Below are 20,755 nucleotides of genomic sequence, written 5' to 3' on the forward strand. Positions count from 1 at the left end.
GTCGAGCAAAAAAGAATAGTTCAATTAGTGGAACCGAGAAAGACTTGACACATACTTAGCGCCGAGGATACTTGACAATTTTGGATAATCCTGTAAACTGTTTAGTGTTCTTGATCGCGCTTATTGCCCGTTGGTCAAGTGGTTAAGACGCTTGGTTCTCAGCCAAGAATCACGGGTTCGACTCCCGTACGGGTGATCTTAAACTAAAATGAAAGCTCCGAAACGTTGATAATTCAGCGTTTCGGAGCTTTTTTCGCTCAAGAAAAAAAGCCAAAGCACTCGGCTTTGACTTCTCATTCTTCTCTTGAAATTACAGGTTCTTATCCATGTTGAAGGTCAACTTGCTCAATTCAAGCCCTTGCATGACGTAACTGGCAATTTGCTTCTTGGTCTCCGCTTTGACCATCGCCACTAACTTGTAGTTGGCTGCGGTCAACGCTTCAGTCAATTCATCACCAGTTAATTCTGCCGTGGCGGCATCAGTTTCTGCGATATGCACGCGGAAGCGGCGATTGAGTTCCGTCAAGTAATCGCGGTTTTGTTGGATGAAGTGGTTGTAGTGGCTTTCCACTAACATCCCAAGTTCGCGATGCATCCAGTAAGCGGAATCCTTATCCACGTCAAATTCCATTGGCGTTTGATTGTAGGAAGGATCCGTATCTTGCGCATTGGTGTAAAACGGCACATATGGACTGTACGTTGGCACCCCAATGTTCAACCACATGATGCTTTCGGCTCCGTCGCGGGCTTGCAAAATATGAGAGTTTTGCGTGCGGTTTAAGCCGATCGGACGATAACAATACTTGTCTGCGTCAGAGCCGTGGCCCAATGGATCAAATTCGGTTTCGTTGTAGTGAGAGCCGAGCACTTGAGCGATGTCTTCACGTGTGATCAAGTGGTTAGTGTGCATAATGAATGGCAAGTCGGCAGATTCTGGATTTTGCGGATCGTCCAGATCTGGGCTTAAGATCGTGTGCGCATACCAAACGCGAGGCGTGTTGTAATGGCGATCTTTTTCATTCATCGTGCCAAAAATGTGGCGGAAGTTGAAGCCTTCCTTGTCGGTGTTCAAGTGATGTTCTTCAACGAATTCTTGAATACCTTCACTCCAGATAAAGTTGTCTGGATCGTTGAAGTCGACTTGTTGAATGGCCACTTGGTTAGCAGCGACAGCATAAGCATCATCTGGAATGCGTTGGGCCACCCAGTGATGGCCAGTGACGATTTCCATATACCAAACGTTGTCTTTATCAGAGAATAGTACCGAGTTGCCAGCAGGTGAGCCATATTGTTTGATCAATTGGCCTAAGTATTCGACCCCATGGCGCGCAGATTCGATGAATGGTAACACCATGTTGACCATCAAGTCTTCATCCAACCCGTCGACCACTAACGGATCGTACCCCAACGCCCGTTCATTGCCATAAGTGGATTCAGTGGCGGACATGGCGACATTCTTTTCGTTAATGCCGCTTTCTTCGTAGTCACCTTCATGTTCCGTGTCCACGTTTGGCACAGCGTTGTAGCGGTAGCCGTTTTCTGGCAAAGTCGCTTCAAACTTGTTGAGTGGGGATTTGACCGTTAAGCCTTTTTCCCCTTTCCATGCGGGATGCATGTAAAAACGATGTGGGGATAAAACGTGGAAAGTGTCGTCGTTGCGCGCAATCATGGTTGTGCCATCGATGCTAGCGTTTTTCCCGACCAAAATCGACGTGCAGGCTGATTCAATTTTCATATAGTGCCCCTCTTTTCCAAAGTCTTCCTTAAGTGTACCCCCACTTTGCGGTTTTGGCACCTGCGTTACACAACCGTAATCTCCACGTAAACCGGTTGCCACCATCATGACGCCGCTAAAAATAAAGCCGTGATCGCGGTGACCAGCTGCTGTTGATCAAGATGTCGCGTATGGCGCTGATACGCATAGGCATCACTTTTCAGCATCGCGATCAACATATCGGCACGAAACTGGCAAGCTTGTTGATTGAGCTCAGGGGAATTGTCCGCCAAGACTTCAGCAAAAACGCCCACCACAGCCTGATAACTTTCACTGGTATAAAAATAACTCCCGCTAGTGGCCACATTACCAGCATCGACATCCATTAATAAGGCTTTGTTGGCTTCTCGAAATTTAAGATACCAGGTTAAAATCTGCTCGAAGTGATGCCGCGGCGTGTGATGATCCTGCGCCAAATACTGCTGGCTAGTTTCAATAAACTGGGCCAAGTCGTCATAAACCAACGCCATACACAACATCGATTTGTTGGCATAGTGCCGATACAAGGTGCCTGCACCGATGCCTAAGGTTTTGGCAATGAGATTCATGCTGACTGCCTGCACCCCTTTTTCGGCAAATAATTGCTTGGCACATTTGAGAATTTCTTGTTGATTTTCGATCGCATCTTGACGCATATTGATCCTTTCCAGTTGACAAACGGACATCTCTCCGTTTATTATACACGAGGATTGTTCTGGAGGCGATCATTTGGAAAATATTTTATTCGGTTTGTTGATCGGAATCTTTGTCAGTTTGATCGGTGGCGGCGGTGCTTCGCTTTATCTCGGCGTTTTAAGCGGTCAACTAAGCACCGCGACTGCTGTTTCAACTTCATTATTTGTCGCGTTACCCGCTTTATTTTTTGGCACGCTCACGCAAATTCATATTCACAACGTTCATTTCAAAATCGGGAATCAGCTCATCATCGCCGCAGTTCCAAGCATCATTATCTGAACGCTATTGAGCCGCTATATTCCTGAAAAAAGCTACACCATCGTAATCGGCTTACTTTTGACGGTCATGGGCTTGATCGTGCTACGAAAGAATCTTCGCCACCAACAAACACCTTCCCGTCCGCATCGAAGCTCATTGATTGCCTATTTATTGGGGATTCTCAGCGGTTTGATGGTGGGATTAGGTGGGCTCAGTGGTGGCGCCACAACTGTTGCTGGCTTATCGATGATGGGACTGACGACCTTTGAAGCAGCCGGGACTACGACCTATGTGCTATGTGCTATGTCGTTCGTCGGCTTTATCAGCCACTTGTTAACCAGTTCAATTGCTTGGTCGGCAGGACTGACGCTGATGATTGGTGCCATTATTGGCTCGATTTCGACGCCATTAGTGTTAACGCGTATCGATTTCAAGAAATTGGACCGGCCATTAGGAATCTTTCTAGGCATCGTCGTGATCTTTTTTGGCGTGAAAATGTTGATCACGGTGTTCTAAATCAGGCTTTCAGCGAGTAAATTTACATTGACAGTTCAGTGGATTTTTTGTAAACTATTTCTTGTTGAAAAACTTATTGGGTAGTAGCGAAGTGGTAACGCAGTGGACTCTGAATCCATAATCATAGGTTCGATCCCTATCTACCCAATTAAAGAACGAATGAAGCCGTCATCCCGATGCTGAAAAGCATTGAGATGACGGCTTTTTTGATGTCTCATTTCGTGAGAAACAATCTCGCATCAGCCAACGATTGCCCAACCCGTCAGCAGTTTTTAACCTCAATGGCACGATATATTCCAAGGCACAACAAATCCACGAAACAGTTGCCTATTTCGTGGACCTGCGGCTTTAACGCCAATTCAATTACGTTCATGCAGTTCAACCAATTATTGCTCAAGTACGCTACTGCGAGCCTTGGGTTCTTGGCCCTTAGCCCTTTCATTGCTAATCAGCTAGCATTGCCTTTCGCACACAGTCGTCGACTGGCTTCCCATGTTGCCATGAGGATGGTTCTCCCAGCAGTTACTGATATGAGTCCACCCAAGTGAGACCCTTCTATGCCGGCACTCTGAAACTAGAGATCCAGCAGCATTCGACAGTTAAGCCCAAGCTACTGTGGGATCGTCTCATTGGTTTAGCTTTGGGTCTTCCCCCGCAGCGTGAAGTGGTACGGTCAGCCTGCGCTAAGCTGATCACTTCTCCTAGCGATAATGTACCACCGAAAAAGCAAAAACGCAAGAAAAAAAGATTTAAGTGTTTCGTATCATGACACTAAAGCAAATTGCCGTATAATAGATCACATTTTTTAAAAATATAAATTGGTATATATTTTCTATTGGGCCACAAAAGTGTTTCTTCAATTGCCTCATCATTTGATTGACACGTCCCTTGCCTTGGCGTACCGTGACGTTTGAGGCGATGAGATGACAACTTACTACACGAATTGCAATTTATGGACCGGCACCGAAAAAGCCACTACCTCAAATGCTTGGTTTGGCGTGGCAGCTGGTAAGATCACAGCAACAGGAACTGGCGATGCGCCATTACAACCAGAGGATGACTTAGTTGATTTAAATGGCCAAACTGTCATCCCGGGCTTGATCAACGCACATGTGCACTTGTCGATGGATCCAGAGCGCAACAATTTAGACCATCGCAGCGAAACTGAAGTCGCCGTCAATGCCATCAAAGCGGCACGCCAACTACTAGCCGCAGGGGTGACCACCGTGCGCGATTGTGGTTGTGCCTTTAATGTCGATATCAAACTCAAACAACTTGGCAAACAAGTCGGTGAACCCCTGCCGACCATCGTCCCCAGTGGCCGACCAATGTCGATGACAGGCGGCCATGGTGATTTTGTCGAAGGCGTCAACGGAGAAAGCAACATGTCTTATCTCGTCGACTCCCCTGACGAAATGCGCAAAGCCGTGCGCACAGCGATCAAGCTCGGCGCCGATAATATCAAGGTCATGGCGACTGGTGGCGTCATGTCCCCCAATGATTCAATTGATGACACTGCACTGACCGTACCAGAAATGGCTGTGGCTGTCGAAGAAGCCCACAACAAACATCGTACCGTCGCCGCTCATGCTCAAGGCCACGCCGGCATTCAAAATGCCTTAGACGCTGGTGTGGATTCGATCGAACACGGCATTTACATCGACGAACACCAAGTCCAATCGATGATCGCCCATCATCAATACTTAGTGCCAACTCTTAATGCGCCAGTGGCCATCAGCCGCTACGGCCGCGAAACGTTACCCGCATATATGACCCGCAAAAATGATGCCGTACGCGACGACTTTTTTGATCATTTGAAAATGGTCTTCAAAACGGATTTGAACGTAGTGTGTGGTACAGATGCTGGCACGCCATTCAATCGTTTTGATCGCGGGACGCAAGAAGAACTCGCGTTATGGGTGGACGAATGCGGCGCCACTACTTTACAAGCGATGCAAGGCGCAACAATCAAAGCTGCCCAGTTGTTGAAAGTTGACCAGCAACGCGGCACCTTGCAACCAGGTCATGCTGCAGACTTTCTAGTCTTAGCCAAAGATCCGCTCACAGATATTCATGCGTTGATGCAAACTGACAAACAAGTTTTCCAAAATGGTTCCCGCGTGCACTAGTCCCTTGAATTTTGCTATGCTTAATGCAGGAGGTGTTGATGATGCGTTATCAATGTTCTGATGTTGTCAAACCCATGTCGTTGACCCAAGCAGTTGAACATTTTCAAAGTCACCTCAAACCCGGTCATATCGGGCAGATCCATAGTCTCGACGAAGACGCTATGCCAGCGGTGTTCATCGCTTATGCCGTGTCCGCCGATGGCAACGTCACGCTAGATTCAGCGATTTCTGATGCCTGCCCCACTGAAGATGCCGACACTTGGCAGCGCCTCCTTGCGCCTTACGCTGATTAATTTTACAATGGGGAAAACGCTTGGAGGCCGATCATGAAACATAACACGAAACCTTGGGGCATCGTCGCCACTGCGGCTGGCGCAGTCTCACTGGTATCTAGTGCCATCGCCATGGCCAGTGGCATTTTAGTCATTATCAAAAGCAAGAAGCACTAAAAAAACCGACTATGCGTCGGTTTTTTTAATGCTTAGGCTTGCAGTTGTGCCACCATATCGCAAAGTAATTGATGTGTCAAACGACTCGTTGCTGGCGCGACTGGGTTTTCACCTGAGTTGGCTACCGCGTCAAAGAATGCCCGTACCAATGGCGCAAAGCCGCGCGTTTCTAACATTGGCTGCCAATCAGGACTGGCGATTTCTGTATGACTCGTCCCGTGATAGGTGTGACTGGTTGCCAAGTCTTGCACCCGAAATAAGCCATTTGGCGTACCTACTGTGGCTTCTTCCAAGTTGGTACCAGCAACCATATTGATCGACGCTTCGCCGCGCATCCCGCTACCCATAAAGGTCACAGACGCTTGTTCCAACGCACCGTCTTTGTCTGCATGCATTGTATAGCGCGCAGTTGGTTCACTTGGGAAACCAGCCAAAGCTAATGCTGTATCCAATGGATGGATCAGCAAGTCAAAAATGGCTTCTTTTGGTGGTTGAGGACTGGCAACGCGATTTTTAGTGACCGTGATCAGATTCTTTTCTGGCATATCGATCAACGTCTTGATCGCTGGCGCAAAACGGCGATTAAAGCCCACGGTTAACAACTTTTGATGTTGAGCGGCCAACAAGTACAATTCGGTGACTTGATCCATATTGGTGGCCAAAGGCTTATCGACATAGACATTCACATTTCGCGCCAAAAAGTGCTTCACCATTTCATAATGCACGCTGGTAGCCGCATGGATCATAACAGCGTCGAGTTGCAGGTTATCCAGCGCATCCAAATCGGTGCCAGCTGCCACCATGTGGTACTTGTTGGCGATCTGGGTCACTTTTTGCAAGTCGCGACTGACCAAATAAAACTGCGCTTGATCTTGTAATTCCGCATAAACTGGCAGATAAGCCTTTTGTGCAATGTTGCCCAGTCCGACGACACCAATATTTAACATACGATCACCCATTCTGATTTATTACTTTCACGCTAGCACAAGGCGAGAGCTGGTACAAGTATGACGTCTCTATCCTTAAGAAAAGTCAAATTTTGCTGCATCGTGCGCAGATGATCTGAACACGAATTAATAGCACTTGATCTGCCCACGGTTTATAATAAATAATTAGTGAGAGTTGATGTGCGACCTGATCCACGTTAAAAGCTGTTGGGAATAAATTTTGGGGGAACCGTAATGAAAAAATCAATCAAAACGCTACTAGGAGTCTTCCTAGCAACGTTTTCACTTGGACTTGGTGCAATCACAGTCCCATCGATCACCACCCAAGCCAAAGCACAAGAAGCAACCTTGATTCCAGGAACGTACACTGTTGGCGAAGACGTAAAAGCAGGTCGTTATACTGTAAGTGCAACTTCAGGAAGCGGTAATTTCTTTAACCATCCAAAAAAATCTAGCGGGCAGGATGTGAATGAAATTCTCGGTACAGATGACGTATCAGAAACGCCTTCAGTGACTGCAACCTTTAAAAAAGGCGATCAAGTTGAAATCTCAGGGATGACATCCGCTCATTTCGTACCTGTAACTGTCCGTAACAAAAAGAACACGACCAAGCTAGGTACCGGATACTGGACTGTTGGCAAAGATATTAAAAAGGGAAAATATACCGTCTCCGCTGCTAATGGGACTTCAGGTAATTTCTTCATTCATCCAAAAAATCCCTTTGGAACTGAAGTGAACGAAATTCTTGGCACTGACACTTCTTCTGGCGAAGTTCCAAAAATCAATGTCAAATTGAAAAAGGGAGATCAAATTGTTATCGCTGGCATGTCATCTGCTAACTTTACCAAACGATAATCACAATACTTTTACACTAGAATTCAACAATTCATCTTCACCATGCTTTTAGCGACTTTTGACCACGAAGTCATTTTTGAATATCTCACTAATAAAAAGCCCCAGCATCAGCTCACCGTTAACCGGCGAACTTGATGCTGGGGCTTTTATTCACTCAACTATAAAATTACAGGCGAGCGTTTAATTCTTTAGTCAAATCTTCGTAGCCAGGCTTGCCAAGCAAACCAAACATGTTGCGCTTGTATGCTTCAACACCTGGTTGGTTGAATGGATTGATACCGTTCAAGTAACCAGAAACCGCAACAGCGTATTCGAAGAAGGAGATCAAGTAGCCTAACGTGAATTCGTCTTGCTTGTCGATGGAGACAGTCATGACTGGCACACCACCATCGGTATGGGCTAAGACAACGCCTTCGTAGGCTTTACGGTTAACGTAAGACATCTTCTTGCCTTCGAGGAATTCAAGGCCATCAAGGGAGCCTTTTTCAACTGGGATGGTGACATCCTTGGCTGGGTTTTCAACCCAAACCACAGTTTCCATCAAGTTGCGCAAGCCTTCTTGGATGTATTGGCCCAAGGAGTGCAAGTCAGTGGTGAAGTTGGCGCTTGATGGGTAGATACCCTTTTGGTCTTTACCTTCGGATTCGCCCATTAATTGCTTCCACCATTCGCCAAGGTATTGCAAGGTTGGTTCGTAGTTTTCAAGCAATTCAGTGGTGAAGCCCTTGCGGTACAAAATGTTGCGGTAAGCAGCATATTGATAAGCTTGGTTTTCTGCCAAATCATCGGACTTGTATTCTTCACGGCCGGCAGCAGCGCCTTCCATGAGTTTGTCGATGTCACCACCGGCAACGGCGATTGGCAACAAGCCAACAGCAGAAAGTACAGAGTAACGACCACCTAAGTCATCAGGCACAACGAATTCTTCGTAGCCTTCAGCGTCGGATTCGGACTTCAAAGCGCCTTTAGCGCGATCAGTCGTGGCATAGATACGGCCCTTGGCTGCTTCTTTACCATACTTTTCGATCAACTTAGCCTTCAATACGCGGAAGGCGATAGAAGGTTCAGTAGTGGTACCAGACTTGGAGATCACGTTCAAAGAGAAGTCGCGATCGCCGATTTGTTCGATCAAATCAGCTAAGTAGTTACCAGAAATGGAGTTACCAGCAAAGTAAACTTCTGGAAGCTTACGGCCTGGTTCGTAGTTGCGGAAGGTGTGTGACAAGAAGTCAAACGCCATACGGGCACCTAAGTAGGAACCACCAATACCGATGGCAACAAATACTTCAGAATCAGATTGGATCTTTTTAGCAGCGGCTTTGATGCGGGCGAATTCGTCCTTATCATAGTTCACTGGTAAATCTAAAAAGCCACGGAAATCGGCGCCAGCGCCAGTACCTTCCCGCAATTCCTTGTCTGCGGCAGTAACCAGTGCCTGCATTTGGCCAAGTTCGTTGTCATGTACGAACGGGGTCAGCTTTGATGCGTCAAATGAAATAGTAGCCATTATTCAGCGTTCCTCCTAAATTTTCAGTCATTTACATTTTAAACTTTAAACACTAGACTTTCAAAAAGCAAGCCGCCAACGCGACATTTTTGTAAATGTTCACATTAACGGCTTCTTATATAGGTATTATTTCATCATTCCGAGGACCACGCCACCGGCAATGATCAAAATTGCGCCCCATGTGACCCAAGTCATTTCCTTGTGGGTCTTGCGTTCGCCGAGTAAGAAAATGGAACCGAAAGTGGAAATCACGATCCCCATTTGTGACATCGAGTATGCGATCGCCAAGCCGACAGAACTCATCGCCATCAACATGAACACATTCCCAGTGCCCCAGAACAAACCGGTAACGATGTTTTTGGCTGTGGCTTTGGCAAAGGCGTCATGGCCGATAGAGAACAATAAGGCCCCAACGAGCATCCCGACGGCTTGTGGCATCACCACAGCCGTTGCGCCGAGGTGACCGGCGTTGACCACGATCGTGTAGCCGGCATAACCAGCAGTCGAAATCAGCAAGGTGCGGATCCCTTTGACATAGTTACCGGAAGCGCTGGATTCGCCAGTTTTTTCTTTGCGAGAGGACAACGTTGCCCCAACCACCAGTAAAACTAAGGCTAACAAGCCCATGGCGACCATTTTGCCCGTTTTCCATTCGCCGAACAACAAAGCCCCGGCTAATGTAGAAGCCACCAGTTGCATCCCAGTGGACATTGGGACCGTCATGGAAACCCCGATATATTTCATCGCTTGGAACTGTTGGCTTTGTCCTAAAGCCCAGAATAACCCGGACAAAATGCCTAACAGCCAAACTTTCGTATCCATCACCGGATGCGCAAATAACCAAGTGCCGATGCCGAAGAACAAGGCCCCGACAGTCATCCCTAACGTTTGTTGATAAGCGTTACCGCCAAGTTTGCCACTTACTAAACCAATAGACCCCCATGCGATTGCTGGGATCAGTGCAATAATGATCGCCATTACCTCTCCTCTTTCCAATTAGAAAATTTATAAATTACGGATTTCAAGATTTTACATTTAAAAACCACAAGTAGTTATTTTATCTTGATTTCGTTTTCATTTCAACCTTGAAATAGCGCCGTTTCGGGTATGCAAGCGGATACTGAAACCGCTATTGTTAACAGACCAATTCCGTCATTAACAAGCATAAACGCCCAAAACTCGCCAACGGTTGTATCTCTTTTCAGCCACCCGTTAAGTCCTGAAAAAAAGTTATAAATCAGCACTTTTTCGCCGGATTATTGACGGGTGTCACTGAATGTTTTCATTAACTTGGATGAAAACTTTCGACTTTCAGAAAGCTTAAAAACTTAAGTATCAACTGATTCGTTATTGAATCTATGAAAATTCAGCCATTATCTTATGTCGTCATCAGCATACCAAGCTTTGCGCCTTTTGCAAAATTTGAAGTCAAATTTACCCCTTCCCGGCAAAAAACGGCGCAAAAAAAGCCGAAACCCGCAAGTTTCGACTGCTAGCGTCTAGGATGAAATAGCCGATACAACCAGTAACCGCACAGTGCTCCAGTCACATTGAAGATCACATCATCAATGTCAGCGACGCCTGAGATCAGCAGAAATTGTAAACATTCAATACATAAGCTTAACGCTAACCCGCGGATCCCCACGCGAAAGAACCCGTATCTTTTGGTTAAGCTGGCCATCCCCCAACCAAAAGGCAAAAACCACAACACATTGCCGACGGACTGATACCAAAAATCAAACCGCGTGGTGCCGTACCAAAGCTTGATGGTTTGCACCAAGGGTTCGGTATTGATGACGGCAAGACTGCGATGCCAGTGAAACACCAACTGCCAAGGATAGTACACATCGCGAAACACGGTCAGCGCTAATAACAAAATAATGTACGCGATAAACAGGGCGACTTTGATCTCATGACCAAGTTTCATCGGCTCATGTCGAAGGAAGTGCCACAAATATCGAACGGCTAAGGCGATCAGTAAATATAAAATGGTTTTATCTAATGAATAAAAAACTAAACGCAATAACGGCCAATGGTTGACATCGCCTAAGCGACTGTCGGCGACCGCGCGATAAATGGGTCCTAAAAACAGCATTCGCACTCCTCCGTTGACCATATTGTAACAGAGCGACCACTGAGTTGGATACGAGGGCGATTAACTTAAGACTTCTATTAAACTCCCGTGGAAATTTGCCCAAGGTCAGCTGCACAGGTACAATATGGAAGACAAAGGCTTATGGAGGCTCCTCTTGAAAATTTTCCAACGCCTGCGCACCACGCGATTGGGCTTTTTAGCAATTTTGCTTGGCTTGATCTGGCTAAAAACGATTTTTGCCTATTATGTCGATTTTAGTTTAGGGGCGACAGGCTTCATTCAACAAGCATTACTTTTACTCAATCCCATTGGCACCAGCGCCTTATTGTTGTCGCTAGCCATGTATCCGAAACATCCACGCCGCGCTTATGCAATCGGCATCGTGGTGTATTTGGCATTGAATTTATTATTGTTTGCCAATGTCTTGTACTATCGCGAATTCAGTGACTTTTTAACCATCACCACCATGCTTGGCGTTTCTAAAGTTGCCCAAGGCCTCGGCGCCAGTTCCATGAATATGATGATCCCGCGGGATGTGGTATACGGCATCGATATTATCGTGGTGGTGTTGATTTTGATCGGCTACGCGTTGTGGAACATCTTCCGCTACCTCCAAAGTCAACCCTTGCGTTGGCCGCATTTTGGCTTACGCCTCGATCGACGTGCCCCGCGCTACCATTTACCCCAAGCGATTTCTGCTGTGGCAGTCGCCGTATTTGCGGTGAATATGGCAGTCGCCGAACTCAATCGCCCGAATTTGTTAACGCGAACTTTTGATCACAACTATATCGTTAAATACTTAGGCTTGGCGCCATTCACGCTGTACGACGGCGTCAAAACTGCCCAGAATTCCCAAGTCCGGGCCAGCGCCGACGCGTCGGATATGGATAAAGTGCTCGATTATACGAAGAGCCATTACGCTGCGCCGAACGTCCAATACGCCGGCGTCGCCAATGGTAAAAATGTGATCATCATTCACTTGGAATCCTTCCAACAATTCTTGATCGGCATGAAAATCGACGGTCAAGAAGTCACGCCATTTCTAAACTCATTGGTCAAAGATAAAAACACCTTGAGCTTTGACAACTTCTTCAACCAAGTCGGCGGCGGCAAAACCTCAGACGCGGAAAATATGTTGGAAACCGGCATGTTCGGCTTGGAATCTGGGAGTTTATTCACGTCGCTTGGCACGGATAACACTTTCGAAGCCGCTCCAGCGATTTTAAATCAAACCAAAGGCTATTCCACTGCTGTGTTCCATGGTGGCGCTGGCAGTTTCTGGAATCGCGACAACGTATATAAATCGTTGGGATATCAGAACTTCTTTGATGGCAACTTCTACGCCCAAGACACGGATCAAACCACAGAATATGGGATCAAAGACAAATTGATGTTTGGCGAAACCATTAAATATATGGAGCGCCTGCAACAACCTTTCTATAGTAAGATCATCACCACCACCAACCACTATCCATTCTATGTCTCTGATCAAGATAGTGACTTCCCAGACGCTGGCACCGATGATGCGACGATCAATGGTTATTTCCGCACCGCGCATTATTTAGACGCCGCGTTAAAAGAATTCTTCGCTTACTTGAAATCCAGTGGTCTATACAAGAATTCCCTGGTCATGATGTATGGCGATCACTATGGCATTTCAAACGACCGCAACACCACGCTTGCGCCATTGTTAGGTAAATCAGCGTCGGATTGGACCAGCTTTGATGATGCCTCTATGCAGCGCGTGCCGTTGATTTTCAGTATGGAAGGCCTTAAAGGCGGCATCAAGCATACCTATGGTGGGGAAATCGATGTCCTGCCGACCTTACTTCACTTGCTGGGTGTCAACACGAAAAACTACGTGCAATTTGGGACAGACTTGTTATCGGCGCAACATGATCAAACCGTCGCCTTTCGCAATCACAACTTTGTCACACCGCGCTACACAGTGATCGGTAATACGGTTTACCTTAATCGTACCGGCAAAGAGATTAAGCCTAATGCCAGCTTAAAACAAGAGCTCGACGCCAAGCAAAACCAAGTCAATGAAGAATTGAGTTTATCCGACACCGTTGCGTCAAAAAACTTGTTGCGCTTCTATGTACCAAAAGGCTTCACTCCAGTTGATCCGCAACAAACTAACTTTGCCAACAGCTTGACCAACGTCTTGCAAACGCAAAAGACGCTTGGCACCAAATCGACGTCCCTGTACAGTCAAAACGGCGATAAAACTACCGTTGGCGATTTCCACACCGATGCGCCTGAAGTGCAAAGCGACCCTAGCATTTTAACTAAGTTCCCCAAGAGCGTATTGAAAAATAGCAGTTCCAGCAGTTCGTCATCCGAATCCAGTTCGAGCACCAAAGACCAAGAACAATAATTTCCCGCGAGTCAGCATCCGCTGGCTCGTTTTTTTATTTCCCGGGAAATATCTTAAAACCATGCCGAATTCGCTGGAAGTTCATATTTTGTTCAAAACTGGCGTCTATACTGAAATCATTCAGTGAGGTGACGACATGCGGTTTTTAGAAAGAGCGATCAAAGCACTCGGCTACCATCGCCGGCCGTATCTCGCCGGGTTGCTAGTCAGTGGTTTATTTACCATCATCAGTATGGTCTTATTGACCGCGACCAAACTCAATCTCACCACCCAAACTGGTTTCAAGAATCGGCTCCAACAATTCGATACGTCAGCGATCAAATCTGCTGACCGCTTGATCAAATCCGTGCAAACTGCTTATGCTGGCGTCAACGTCCAATATACCAATTGGTGGTGGGCGAGCATCATCGCGTTAGCAGTGATTGCCTTCGGGTTTGCGATATTCTTAGCAAAACAGCGCCAACAAGAAACCGCAGCTTACTTGTTAGTCGGCAAAAGTAGTGCCGACATTATCAGCCAGTACTTGCTTGAAAATCTCGTGGTGTTCGTCATCGGCTTCGGCTTTGCTTGGATCGTGTTGATGTGCTTCACCCAAGTCTTAGATCAACTGTTGATCAAGCTCAATGCGACGCTTTTGGACCAACAACTCAGCGGTCAAGTCTCGGCTACAAACTTTGCCAAGTTGACCAAAAAGCTCTTCGCTCATCGCATTACGGACTTTTCAGAAGATAGCTTAGTGGTGCCACATCGTGGCGTCGGTCCGCGTCCAGAAAACACCGTGCTTACCGGTTTATCCACCACGTTTTTAAGCGGGATCTGTGCCTTAGTGATCCCCCAAACCATAGTTTATTCTTTCAGTATTTGGCGCACGCGCCGACGTTTGCGTCACCATTGATCAGGAGGTGGTCAAATGGCCATTTTTCAATCCCAAAAATCTAAACACTTTGAAGCTGCTTTGACCAACTTATTCACCCCTGCCGGCATGTATTACATTCACTTTGCTGACGCGCAAGCCTTGGCTAAATGCTTCGATACTTACGCCCAAGCCTTCATCAAAAACGGTGCGACCAAAAATATGGCCATGATTTCTCAAAAAGATGCTGGTATCGTGCCTTATCTCACCGTCCGTAGTAATATTTTGATCAATGGCCAGCATCGCCCCTTTGCCTTGATTCCTGAGGCCTTGCGCAAGGATACGCTGTTTTTAGATGGCGATGCGACACAATTGTCTCCTGCCCAAAGTTTATACATTCAACTTTTTCGCGGGTTGATGGCCGGTCGCCAATTTCTCTTGATGCAAGATTTTCCAGAAAATATGGGTGCACAAGAAACCCGTTTGTTTTTGAATAGTGCGCAAGAAGCCGTCGCTGCCTCTGGCGCAAGCTTGATTATTTTAACCACGGATATGGGCTTGATCCAGGCGAATCCGCATACTAGCTGGCAAGTGGCGCCGCGCTTAGATGACGCCGCGACCGCATAAAAAGAAGCCTTTCGACATCACGATCGAAAGGCTTCTTTTTATGCTTCAGCGACTTCCTGTAAAGCTGAGATCTGAGCGCCGCGTTGTTGAATCGCGACTTGTTGACAGCGCCAAGTAGGATGTTCACGTTTGGCCACTTGTAAAAAGCGTTGCAGTTTTCGTTCATCCTGGCCGATCGCAAGTATTGTGGAACCTGCCCCTGAAATCAAGACATTCAAGCCCAGTTGTTGCCCTAAGCTTTTGATTTCGGTAAAGCCGTGGATCAGGCTGGCCCGGTAAGGTTCTTGCATTTGATCTTGTAAGGCTGCTTGTAACAGCGCACCATCGCCGCGTTCCAAGGCCGTGGCGGCTAACGTGCAATGTCCCATTTGATAGCTGGCTTGCGCATAACTCATCGACTTAGGCAACACGGCGCGGGCCTTGGCAGTACTTAACGGCAAATCTGGGATCACGACAGCCAGTTGCCACTTGTCTGCCACTTGGTAATGCGCGACCACTGGCTGCTTACCATTCATAATCGTCGCGGTCAGCTCACCAAAAATTGCTGGCGCGACATTATCTGGATGGCCTTCCATTTCCGTAGCCAACGCTAACAATTCAGTATCATCTAATGGTGAATCAAACCAATAATTGGCCCCAGCTAATCCAGCGACGATACATGCTGCTGAGCTTCCTAAGCCGCGGGCATCTGGAATATCACAGTCGATGGTCATTTGGACGCCAGGCACAGGCTTGCCGATAGCGGCACAGCCTTTTTTAAACGCTTGATAAATCAAATTATCAGCATTTTGAAATTTAGGGTCGCCACCTAAAATTGTGACGCCTTGCGCTTGCGCAGCAAATTCGACATTTAAATACAAATCGACTGCTAACCCCATCACATCATAGCCAACGCCAAGATTTGCACTGGTTGCAGGTACTGTTACTTTAAACATCGCGTCACATCTCCTTTGCAAGTTGCGCGACCCATTCAGGCATGGCCTCTGGATTCAATACTGTATCAAACCGTTCTGGTAATTGTTGCAATTGGGCCAATGGGGCTGGGATCGTCAAATGGCGTTGCTCTCGCAATGCTGCCATGGCGTCAAAACCGGATTCAAAACGTGCCTTTAACACGGCTTCTGCTACGACTTGCGGGAACTTAAACGGACTGGCGGTACTCAACAATACCGTAACCCCTGGCACATTGAGCTGATGTTGCACCACATACCCGTTGGCGGTGTGAGGATCCATCACGTAATCGACCTTTGAATCCACTGAAGCGATCGCGTCGCGCACATCATCATCGCTAGCAGATCCGGCGACAAAATCTTGTTGAATCGCATCAAGTAATTCCGCAGACACTTGATAACGACCAGTTTCCGCTAAATCTTGCATCAATTTGGCAACTAAGGCACTGTCACCACCACTCTTATAAAAAAGGAGGCGTTCCAAGTTACTGGAAATTTGAATATCCATTGAAGGTGACACTGTTTTAATAAAGTCGCGGTTGCGATCGTAAATGCCTGTATTCAAGAAATCCGCCACTTCAGAATTGGCATTCGTCGCGACGATCAGTTTGTTAACCGGTAAACCCATTAATTTCGCATAATACCCTGCCAACACATCCCCGAAGTTCCCAGTTGGCACTGTGAAGTTGATTTCATCGCCAGTTTGAATGGCGCCTGCTTGGACTAATTGTTGATACGCATTGAAGTAATAAACCACTTGCGGCGCCAAACGCCCAATGTTGATCGAATTGGCCACGGATAATTTCACTGAACCGAGTTTGGCTGCGAGTTCCGCATTGTTCAACATTTGTTTCACGGCAGTTTGCGCGTCATCAAAATTGCCTTTGATCGCAGCAACGTGAGTATTTTCCCCACCAGTGGTCCGCATTTGCTTTTCTTGGATCGGGCTGACGCCACCATCGGGATAAAAGGTGGCGATCCCAGTTTGCGGCACGTCTTTAAAGCCTTCTAACGCCGCTTTACCAGTGTCGCCACTGGTTGCCGCGAGGATCAAGACTTTGGTTTGGGCATCGATAGCATTGTGCAACAACCGCGGCAAGACTTGCAAACCGATATCTTTAAAGGCGCTGGTTGGCCCGTGGAATAATTCCAAAATATATTGATCGTTTAATTTTTGAAGTGGGGTGATCCGGGCGTCATCCCATTGTTTTCCATAAGCTTCAGTGACCACTTGATCGATCACCTCAGCTTCAAAATCTGGCAACAAGGCGCTTAACACGATTTTCGCTTGCCCTTGATAATTCGTTGCCAGCATTTGATCCAAATCAACTTTTGGTAACGTCGGTAAAACAAACAGCCCACCATCTGTGGCGAAGCCTTGGGTCAACGCTTCTTTGCTATTTAATTGGAGTTGGGCGTTGCGGGTGCTGGTATACATATCGGGCCTCGTTTTCCGGTTGGGCGAAATATTTTCAGGCCAACCAAGTTTTCATTTGCAATGGCATACTGGTTATGATAATCTGTTCAGTATTCAAATACAAGTGTTTATTGATTTAAAACACAAGAAATCGAGGATCGCCATGAAAATTGCAATTTTAGGATACGGCACGATTGGCTCAGGCGTCGATAAAATTATCAGTTCCCAAACTAACCAAACTAAGACGCTTACCGTCACCCGCTTGCTCACTCGGCCTGCCGATGTTGCTGTCGATCCTCGCGCCACTAGCGATATCGCCGAACTCTTGGCAGATCCGGATTTAGACGCAGTCGTTGAAACCATGGGTGGCATCGAACCTGCCCATACTTATATCATGCAAGCCTTAAACGCAGGCCTTCACGTCGTCACCGCCAACAAAGCCGTCGTGGCGCGTTACTTGCGTGAATTCAGCGAAGCCGCAGCTGCCAACCAGGTTCATTTTTATTATGAAGCGACGACTGGCGGCGGCATCCCTTGGTTGAAAAACTTGGAAAACGCCGCTCGCGTCGATGACGTCTCCAGCGTTTCTGGCATTTTCAATGGCACGAGCAATTACATTCTCGACCAAATGAGCAAAACTGGCGCTGACTTTGAAGACGCCTTAGCCCAAGCGCAAGCGTTAGGCTACGCCGAAAAAGATCCCACCGCCGATGTTGATGGCATCGATGTGGCCAATAAATTACGGATTTCTAGTGCGATTGCCTATAACGCCTCACCTGATTTCGCCTTGCCGACCATCGGCATTCGCCATGTCACTGCGGCCGACATTAAATGGGCTGATGACCATGACTTAGCGATTCGCTTGATCGGCTCAAGCGTCCGCGATCATCATCGCTTTACCGCAGTGATCGCCCCAACTTTAGTGCCGAAGCATAGTTTGGAAGCTAACTGTCCAGATAACTTCAACTTGATCCGCTTAGTCGGCGACACCATTGGCGAATTACAATTCTTCGGCCAAGGTGCCGGCCAACTACCTACCGCACACGCGATCATTCAAGATCTCCTCGACATCGACCAAAACGTGCCGCATTTAAGTCGTCATTTTAACCGTGATTTGTTCAATGACGCCGAATTAATGCGTGGCACCTGGTTGTGGCGCGACGCTGAAGGTTGGCAAACGCTTGAAAACACCACAGCTGGTGAAATCAGCGTCCGCTTGGCACGCGATTCACAAGCTTCGGCTTACCGCTTAGCATCGGAGGTGTCCATTGATGACGACAGTTTCTAAATTTGGCGGGTCTTCTATGGCCAACGCCGAGCAATTTGCAAAAGTTAAGGCTATTTTGAAGGCTGACCCAGCTCGGCGGTACTTAGTCGTCTCTGCGGCTGGGAAAGATCCTGATCATCCGGTCAAGCTCACCGACTTACTATTGCGCATCGCCGCTTCTGATGATCAAGCGTTGTTTGAGCAAGTGATTGCTAGGCTTGAACCGATCAAAGCCGCCTTACATTTACAATTTGATTTGAATCAGGCAGTTTCAGAAATTCAAAAAGAATGGAATGCCCATCACGATCACGACTATTTAGTCAGCCGCGGCGAATTCCTTACGGCAAACTTAATGGGTGAATACCTCGGCTGGCCAGTGCTTGACGCCACCAAGGTGATGTTGTTTAAACGTGATCAATTCGACGCGACTGCCTCTGCCCATGCCTTAGCGCAGGCACCGGAGCACTTTGTCTTACCAGGATTTTATGGTGGCGATGAAACCGGCTGTGTGCACTTGATGCCGCGCGGTGGCTCTGATATTTCTGGTGCCTGGTTGGCGAATTTGTTGAATGCCGACTTGTATGAAAACTGGACCGATGTGTCTGGCATTTTAATGGCGGATCCGCGGGTTGTCCATCAACCCAAAGCCATTGCGGAACTCACTTATGCGGAATTGCGCGAATTGACGTTCATGGGTGCAGCGGTGTTTCAAGCAGACGCTGTCCAACCCGTCCGCGCCAAAGGCATCCCTACTCGCATTCTAAACACCAACCGTCCCCAAGATTCTGGCACCTTAGTCGTGCGCGCCAGCAACTTAGATGGCCCGTTAACTGGGATCGCCGGGCGGCGGCATTACACAGTGATCACCTTGAAAAAATATCAACTCGCCGCCCACTTGGAAGTGGTGCAACAAGCCTTGTCGGTAATGGCTGACCATGAACTCAAAGTCGTTTACATGCCAACATCCATTGATACGTTGAATCTGATCTGCCACGGGACGATCGATATCGCCAAACGCCAACGCCTTGCCAAAGACTTGGTCAGTGCATGTGCGCCAGACGATTTGGCAATTCAAACTAATATCGCCTTGATTTCCACCATTTCTCAGCGTTTAGCTAAACGCCCTGCCATTGCTGGTCGGTTGCTCGCCTATTTAGACGACAACAACATCCCCGTACGTTTAGTTTCACAAAACTCTGGCGATTCCAACTTGTTGATTGGCGTGGGAACCAATGATTATGCGCGGGCTTTAAACGCGATTTATCAGAATTTCTTGCATACCCGCAATGCGCCAGAACCTTATTTTGGCGCGTAACTAAAAAACGGTTGATCGTTGCCCCGCTTGCTGGGTCGATCAACCGTTTCTTAGGTTAGTGCTTTGCCTTCTTAAAGAAGTGAGCGCCGCCACCGATTATCCCGACTCCCGCAAGGAGTTGAAGCAACTGATCCGGCGTGACATCACAACTAACTTGGAAAATGAGATGTAACATATTTTCACCAACTTCTGGCGGCGGTGAATGAGTGGAGTCAGCACTCTGCCGCAAAAGTTATTTTAACATAAAAGCTTGCCATCCGTTATCTTATTGTGCTACACTGATTCTGGAAAATAAGATGTAGCACAAGATATTGGCGGCTTAGTCATCCGTTTAATATCTAAGCCTTCCTACTAGTCGGCAGGAAGGTGTTTTTTTGCTTAAATTGCGTTAAATTAGTGTTTGAAGCTACTCCACGACAATGATTTCACTTACTGATCAACTTTGACAGCCTAATTTTTCAGGATGTCAAAGTGTTGACATGCTCCTCGATGCCAAATTCTAGAATCCTCTTCGTATTGATACTGTTGTTATTTTATATAGAATAATAAATAGATAATTTAGTCTGAAAGACACCTATGCTTACCAAAAATTGCTTGGAGTTGTCTTTGCAATCCTTCGTTCAGGAAAGGAGTAGCCGAGATTGATTTAGCCGTCTTGTCACTATTTGCAACACGTGTTAAACTTTTTTGGGTCTAAAATTTTTGGTGTTGAAGAGCACTTCAACGCCGGAAGTTTTAGGC

General features: G+C 47.1%; 19 protein-coding genes and 2 tRNA genes. 13 read left to right on the forward strand and 8 right to left on the reverse strand.

Going from position 1 to position 20,755, the window contains the following annotated elements; translation table 11 throughout:
* Positions 1–124 precede the first annotated feature (124 nt).
* Positions 125–196 (forward strand) — tRNA-Glu (locus FD01_RS10045).
* 114 nt (positions 197–310) lie between these two features.
* Here FD01_RS10045 and FD01_RS10050 read toward each other — a convergent pair.
* Together FD01_RS10050 and FD01_RS10055 are read right to left on the reverse strand one after the other, a co-directional pair.
* The gene (locus FD01_RS10050; protein WP_056964059.1) at positions 311–1,735 is read right to left on the reverse strand and encodes a C69 family dipeptidase; all 1,425 of its coding nucleotides are present in this window, start codon (positions 1,733–1,735) and stop codon (positions 311–313) included.
* Positions 1,736–1,839: 104 nt separating this feature from the next.
* Complete coding sequence (locus tag FD01_RS10055) at positions 1,840–2,409, reverse strand: TetR/AcrR family transcriptional regulator (protein WP_054719822.1); 570 nt, start codon at positions 2,407–2,409, stop codon at positions 1,840–1,842.
* Between the two features lie 73 nt (positions 2,410–2,482).
* On the opposite strand from FD01_RS10055, the gene FD01_RS16665 reads away from it, so the two are divergent.
* From FD01_RS16665 to FD01_RS16855, 6 genes are all read left to right on the forward strand, one after another.
* Positions 2,483–2,728, forward strand: a complete 246-nt coding sequence (locus FD01_RS16665) for a sulfite exporter TauE/SafE family protein (protein ID WP_054719825.1) — start codon at positions 2,483–2,485, stop codon at positions 2,726–2,728.
* 6 nt (positions 2,729–2,734) lie between these two features.
* Complete coding sequence (locus FD01_RS10065) at positions 2,735–3,223, forward strand: sulfite exporter TauE/SafE family protein (RefSeq protein WP_056964061.1); 489 nt, start codon at positions 2,735–2,737, stop codon at positions 3,221–3,223.
* Between the two features lie 77 nt (positions 3,224–3,300).
* A tRNA-Gln gene (locus FD01_RS10070) sits at positions 3,301–3,371 on the forward strand.
* 775 nt (positions 3,372–4,146) lie between these two features.
* Positions 4,147–5,352, forward strand: coding sequence for a metal-dependent hydrolase family protein (locus FD01_RS10080; protein WP_056964065.1), 1,206 nt, complete (start codon positions 4,147–4,149; stop codon positions 5,350–5,352).
* 38 nt (positions 5,353–5,390) lie between these two features.
* Positions 5,391–5,645: a hypothetical protein gene (locus FD01_RS10085; protein ID WP_152164805.1), complete on the forward strand. Its 255-nt coding sequence runs from the start codon at positions 5,391–5,393 to the stop codon at positions 5,643–5,645.
* A 33-nt stretch (positions 5,646–5,678) separates the two neighbouring features.
* Entirely contained in the window at positions 5,679–5,801 is a 123-nt protein-coding gene (locus tag FD01_RS16855) for a hypothetical protein (RefSeq protein ID WP_263862583.1), read from the forward strand.
* A gap of 32 nt (positions 5,802–5,833) precedes the next feature.
* Here FD01_RS16855 and FD01_RS10090 read toward each other — a convergent pair whose 3' ends face one another.
* Positions 5,834–6,748, reverse strand: coding sequence for a Gfo/Idh/MocA family protein (locus tag FD01_RS10090; RefSeq protein ID WP_056964069.1), 915 nt, complete (start codon positions 6,746–6,748; stop codon positions 5,834–5,836).
* Between the two features lie 234 nt (positions 6,749–6,982).
* Between FD01_RS10090 and FD01_RS10095 the strand changes: the two genes are divergently transcribed.
* Positions 6,983–7,603, forward strand: a complete 621-nt coding sequence (locus FD01_RS10095) for a hypothetical protein (RefSeq protein ID WP_056964071.1) — start codon at positions 6,983–6,985, stop codon at positions 7,601–7,603.
* 166 nt (positions 7,604–7,769) lie between these two features.
* On the opposite strand, the gene FD01_RS10100 is transcribed toward FD01_RS10095, so the two are convergent.
* From FD01_RS10100 to FD01_RS10110, 3 genes are all read right to left on the reverse strand, one after another.
* A complete protein-coding gene (locus FD01_RS10100; protein ID WP_056964073.1) occupies positions 7,770–9,110 on the reverse strand; it encodes a glucose-6-phosphate isomerase in 1,341 nt (446 codons plus the stop codon).
* A 126-nt stretch (positions 9,111–9,236) separates the two neighbouring features.
* A complete protein-coding gene (locus FD01_RS10105; RefSeq protein ID WP_056964075.1) occupies positions 9,237–10,088 on the reverse strand; it encodes a GRP family sugar transporter in 852 nt (283 codons plus the stop codon).
* Between the two features lie 514 nt (positions 10,089–10,602).
* Positions 10,603–11,205: a VanZ family protein gene (locus FD01_RS10110; protein WP_056964077.1), complete on the reverse strand. Its 603-nt coding sequence runs from the start codon at positions 11,203–11,205 to the stop codon at positions 10,603–10,605.
* 124 nt (positions 11,206–11,329) lie between these two features.
* Between FD01_RS10110 and FD01_RS10115 the strand changes: the two genes are divergently transcribed.
* The 3 genes from FD01_RS10115 to FD01_RS10125 all read left to right on the forward strand — a co-directional run bounded on the left by FD01_RS10115 (position 11,330) and on the right by FD01_RS10125 (position 15,065).
* Positions 11,330–13,585 carry an LTA synthase family protein gene (locus FD01_RS10115; protein WP_056964079.1) on the forward strand — a complete coding sequence of 752 codons (2,256 nt, stop codon included), beginning with the start codon at positions 11,330–11,332 and terminating at the stop codon, positions 13,583–13,585.
* Positions 13,586–13,721: 136 nt separating this feature from the next.
* A complete protein-coding gene (locus FD01_RS10120) occupies positions 13,722–14,480 on the forward strand; it encodes an FtsX-like permease family protein (protein WP_056964081.1) in 759 nt (252 codons plus the stop codon).
* Between the two features lie 15 nt (positions 14,481–14,495).
* On the forward strand, positions 14,496–15,065 hold the full coding sequence (locus FD01_RS10125) for a hypothetical protein (RefSeq protein ID WP_054717577.1): 570 nt from the start codon (positions 14,496–14,498) through the stop codon (positions 15,063–15,065).
* Positions 15,066–15,103: 38 nt separating this feature from the next.
* On the opposite strand, the gene thrB is transcribed toward FD01_RS10125, so the two are convergent.
* Positions 15,104–16,000 carry a homoserine kinase gene (thrB, locus tag FD01_RS10130; RefSeq protein WP_056964083.1) on the reverse strand — a complete coding sequence of 299 codons (897 nt, stop codon included), beginning with the start codon at positions 15,998–16,000 and terminating at the stop codon, positions 15,104–15,106.
* A 4-nt stretch (positions 16,001–16,004) separates the two neighbouring features.
* Complete coding sequence (gene thrC / locus FD01_RS10135; RefSeq protein WP_054717574.1) at positions 16,005–17,453, reverse strand: threonine synthase; 1,449 nt, start codon at positions 17,451–17,453, stop codon at positions 16,005–16,007.
* 142 nt (positions 17,454–17,595) lie between these two features.
* Here thrC and FD01_RS10140 point away from each other — a divergent pair, with 142 nt between their 5' ends.
* Both FD01_RS10140 and FD01_RS10145 read left to right on the forward strand, forming a co-directional pair.
* Positions 17,596–18,720, forward strand: a complete 1,125-nt coding sequence (locus FD01_RS10140) for a homoserine dehydrogenase (RefSeq protein ID WP_054717570.1) — start codon at positions 17,596–17,598, stop codon at positions 18,718–18,720.
* Positions 18,704–20,014, forward strand: a complete 1,311-nt coding sequence (locus FD01_RS10145; protein ID WP_056964085.1) for an aspartate kinase — start codon at positions 18,704–18,706, stop codon at positions 20,012–20,014. The genes FD01_RS10140 and FD01_RS10145 overlap by 17 nt, the downstream gene beginning before the upstream one ends.
* Positions 20,015–20,755 lie beyond the last annotated feature (741 nt).

It is taken from the genome of Lacticaseibacillus manihotivorans DSM 13343 = JCM 12514, from assembly GCF_001435035.1.
Classification (GTDB): domain Bacteria; phylum Bacillota; class Bacilli; order Lactobacillales; family Lactobacillaceae; genus Lacticaseibacillus; species Lacticaseibacillus manihotivorans.

Bases quoted from the DNA above. Each gene is read 5' to 3' on its own strand.
- FD01_RS10100 (WP_056964073.1), bottom strand. From the start codon at position 9,110: ATGGCTACTATTTCATTTGACGCATCAAAGCTGACCCCGTTCGTACAT.
- FD01_RS10090 (WP_056964069.1), bottom strand. From the start codon at position 6,748: ATGTTAAATATTGGTGTCGTCGGACTGGGCAACATTGCACAAAAGGCT.
- FD01_RS10145 (WP_056964085.1), top strand. From the start codon at position 18,704: ATGACGACAGTTTCTAAATTTGGCGGGTCTTCTATGGCCAACGCCGAG.
- FD01_RS16855 (WP_263862583.1), top strand. From the start codon at position 5,679: ATGAAACATAACACGAAACCTTGGGGCATCGTCGCCACTGCGGCTGGC.
- thrB (WP_056964083.1), bottom strand. From the start codon at position 16,000: ATGTTTAAAGTAACAGTACCTGCAACCAGTGCAAATCTTGGCGTTGGC.
- FD01_RS10050 (WP_056964059.1), bottom strand. From the start codon at position 1,735: ATGAAAATTGAATCAGCCTGCACGTCGATTTTGGTCGGGAAAAACGCT.
- thrC (WP_054717574.1), bottom strand. From the start codon at position 17,453: ATGTATACCAGCACCCGCAACGCCCAACTCCAATTAAATAGCAAAGAA.
- FD01_RS10105 (WP_056964075.1), bottom strand. From the start codon at position 10,088: ATGGCGATCATTATTGCACTGATCCCAGCAATCGCATGGGGGTCTATT.
- FD01_RS10080 (WP_056964065.1), top strand. From the start codon at position 4,147: ATGACAACTTACTACACGAATTGCAATTTATGGACCGGCACCGAAAAA.
- FD01_RS10095 (WP_056964071.1), top strand. From the start codon at position 6,983: ATGAAAAAATCAATCAAAACGCTACTAGGAGTCTTCCTAGCAACGTTT.
- FD01_RS10085 (WP_152164805.1), top strand. From the start codon at position 5,391: ATGATGCGTTATCAATGTTCTGATGTTGTCAAACCCATGTCGTTGACC.
- FD01_RS10115 (WP_056964079.1), top strand. From the start codon at position 11,330: ATGGAAGACAAAGGCTTATGGAGGCTCCTCTTGAAAATTTTCCAACGC.
- FD01_RS10125 (WP_054717577.1), top strand. From the start codon at position 14,496: ATGGCCATTTTTCAATCCCAAAAATCTAAACACTTTGAAGCTGCTTTG.
- FD01_RS10140 (WP_054717570.1), top strand. From the start codon at position 17,596: ATGAAAATTGCAATTTTAGGATACGGCACGATTGGCTCAGGCGTCGAT.
- FD01_RS10055 (WP_054719822.1), bottom strand. From the start codon at position 2,409: ATGCGTCAAGATGCGATCGAAAATCAACAAGAAATTCTCAAATGTGCC.
- FD01_RS10110 (WP_056964077.1), bottom strand. From the start codon at position 11,205: ATGCTGTTTTTAGGACCCATTTATCGCGCGGTCGCCGACAGTCGCTTA.
- FD01_RS10120 (WP_056964081.1), top strand. From the start codon at position 13,722: ATGCGGTTTTTAGAAAGAGCGATCAAAGCACTCGGCTACCATCGCCGG.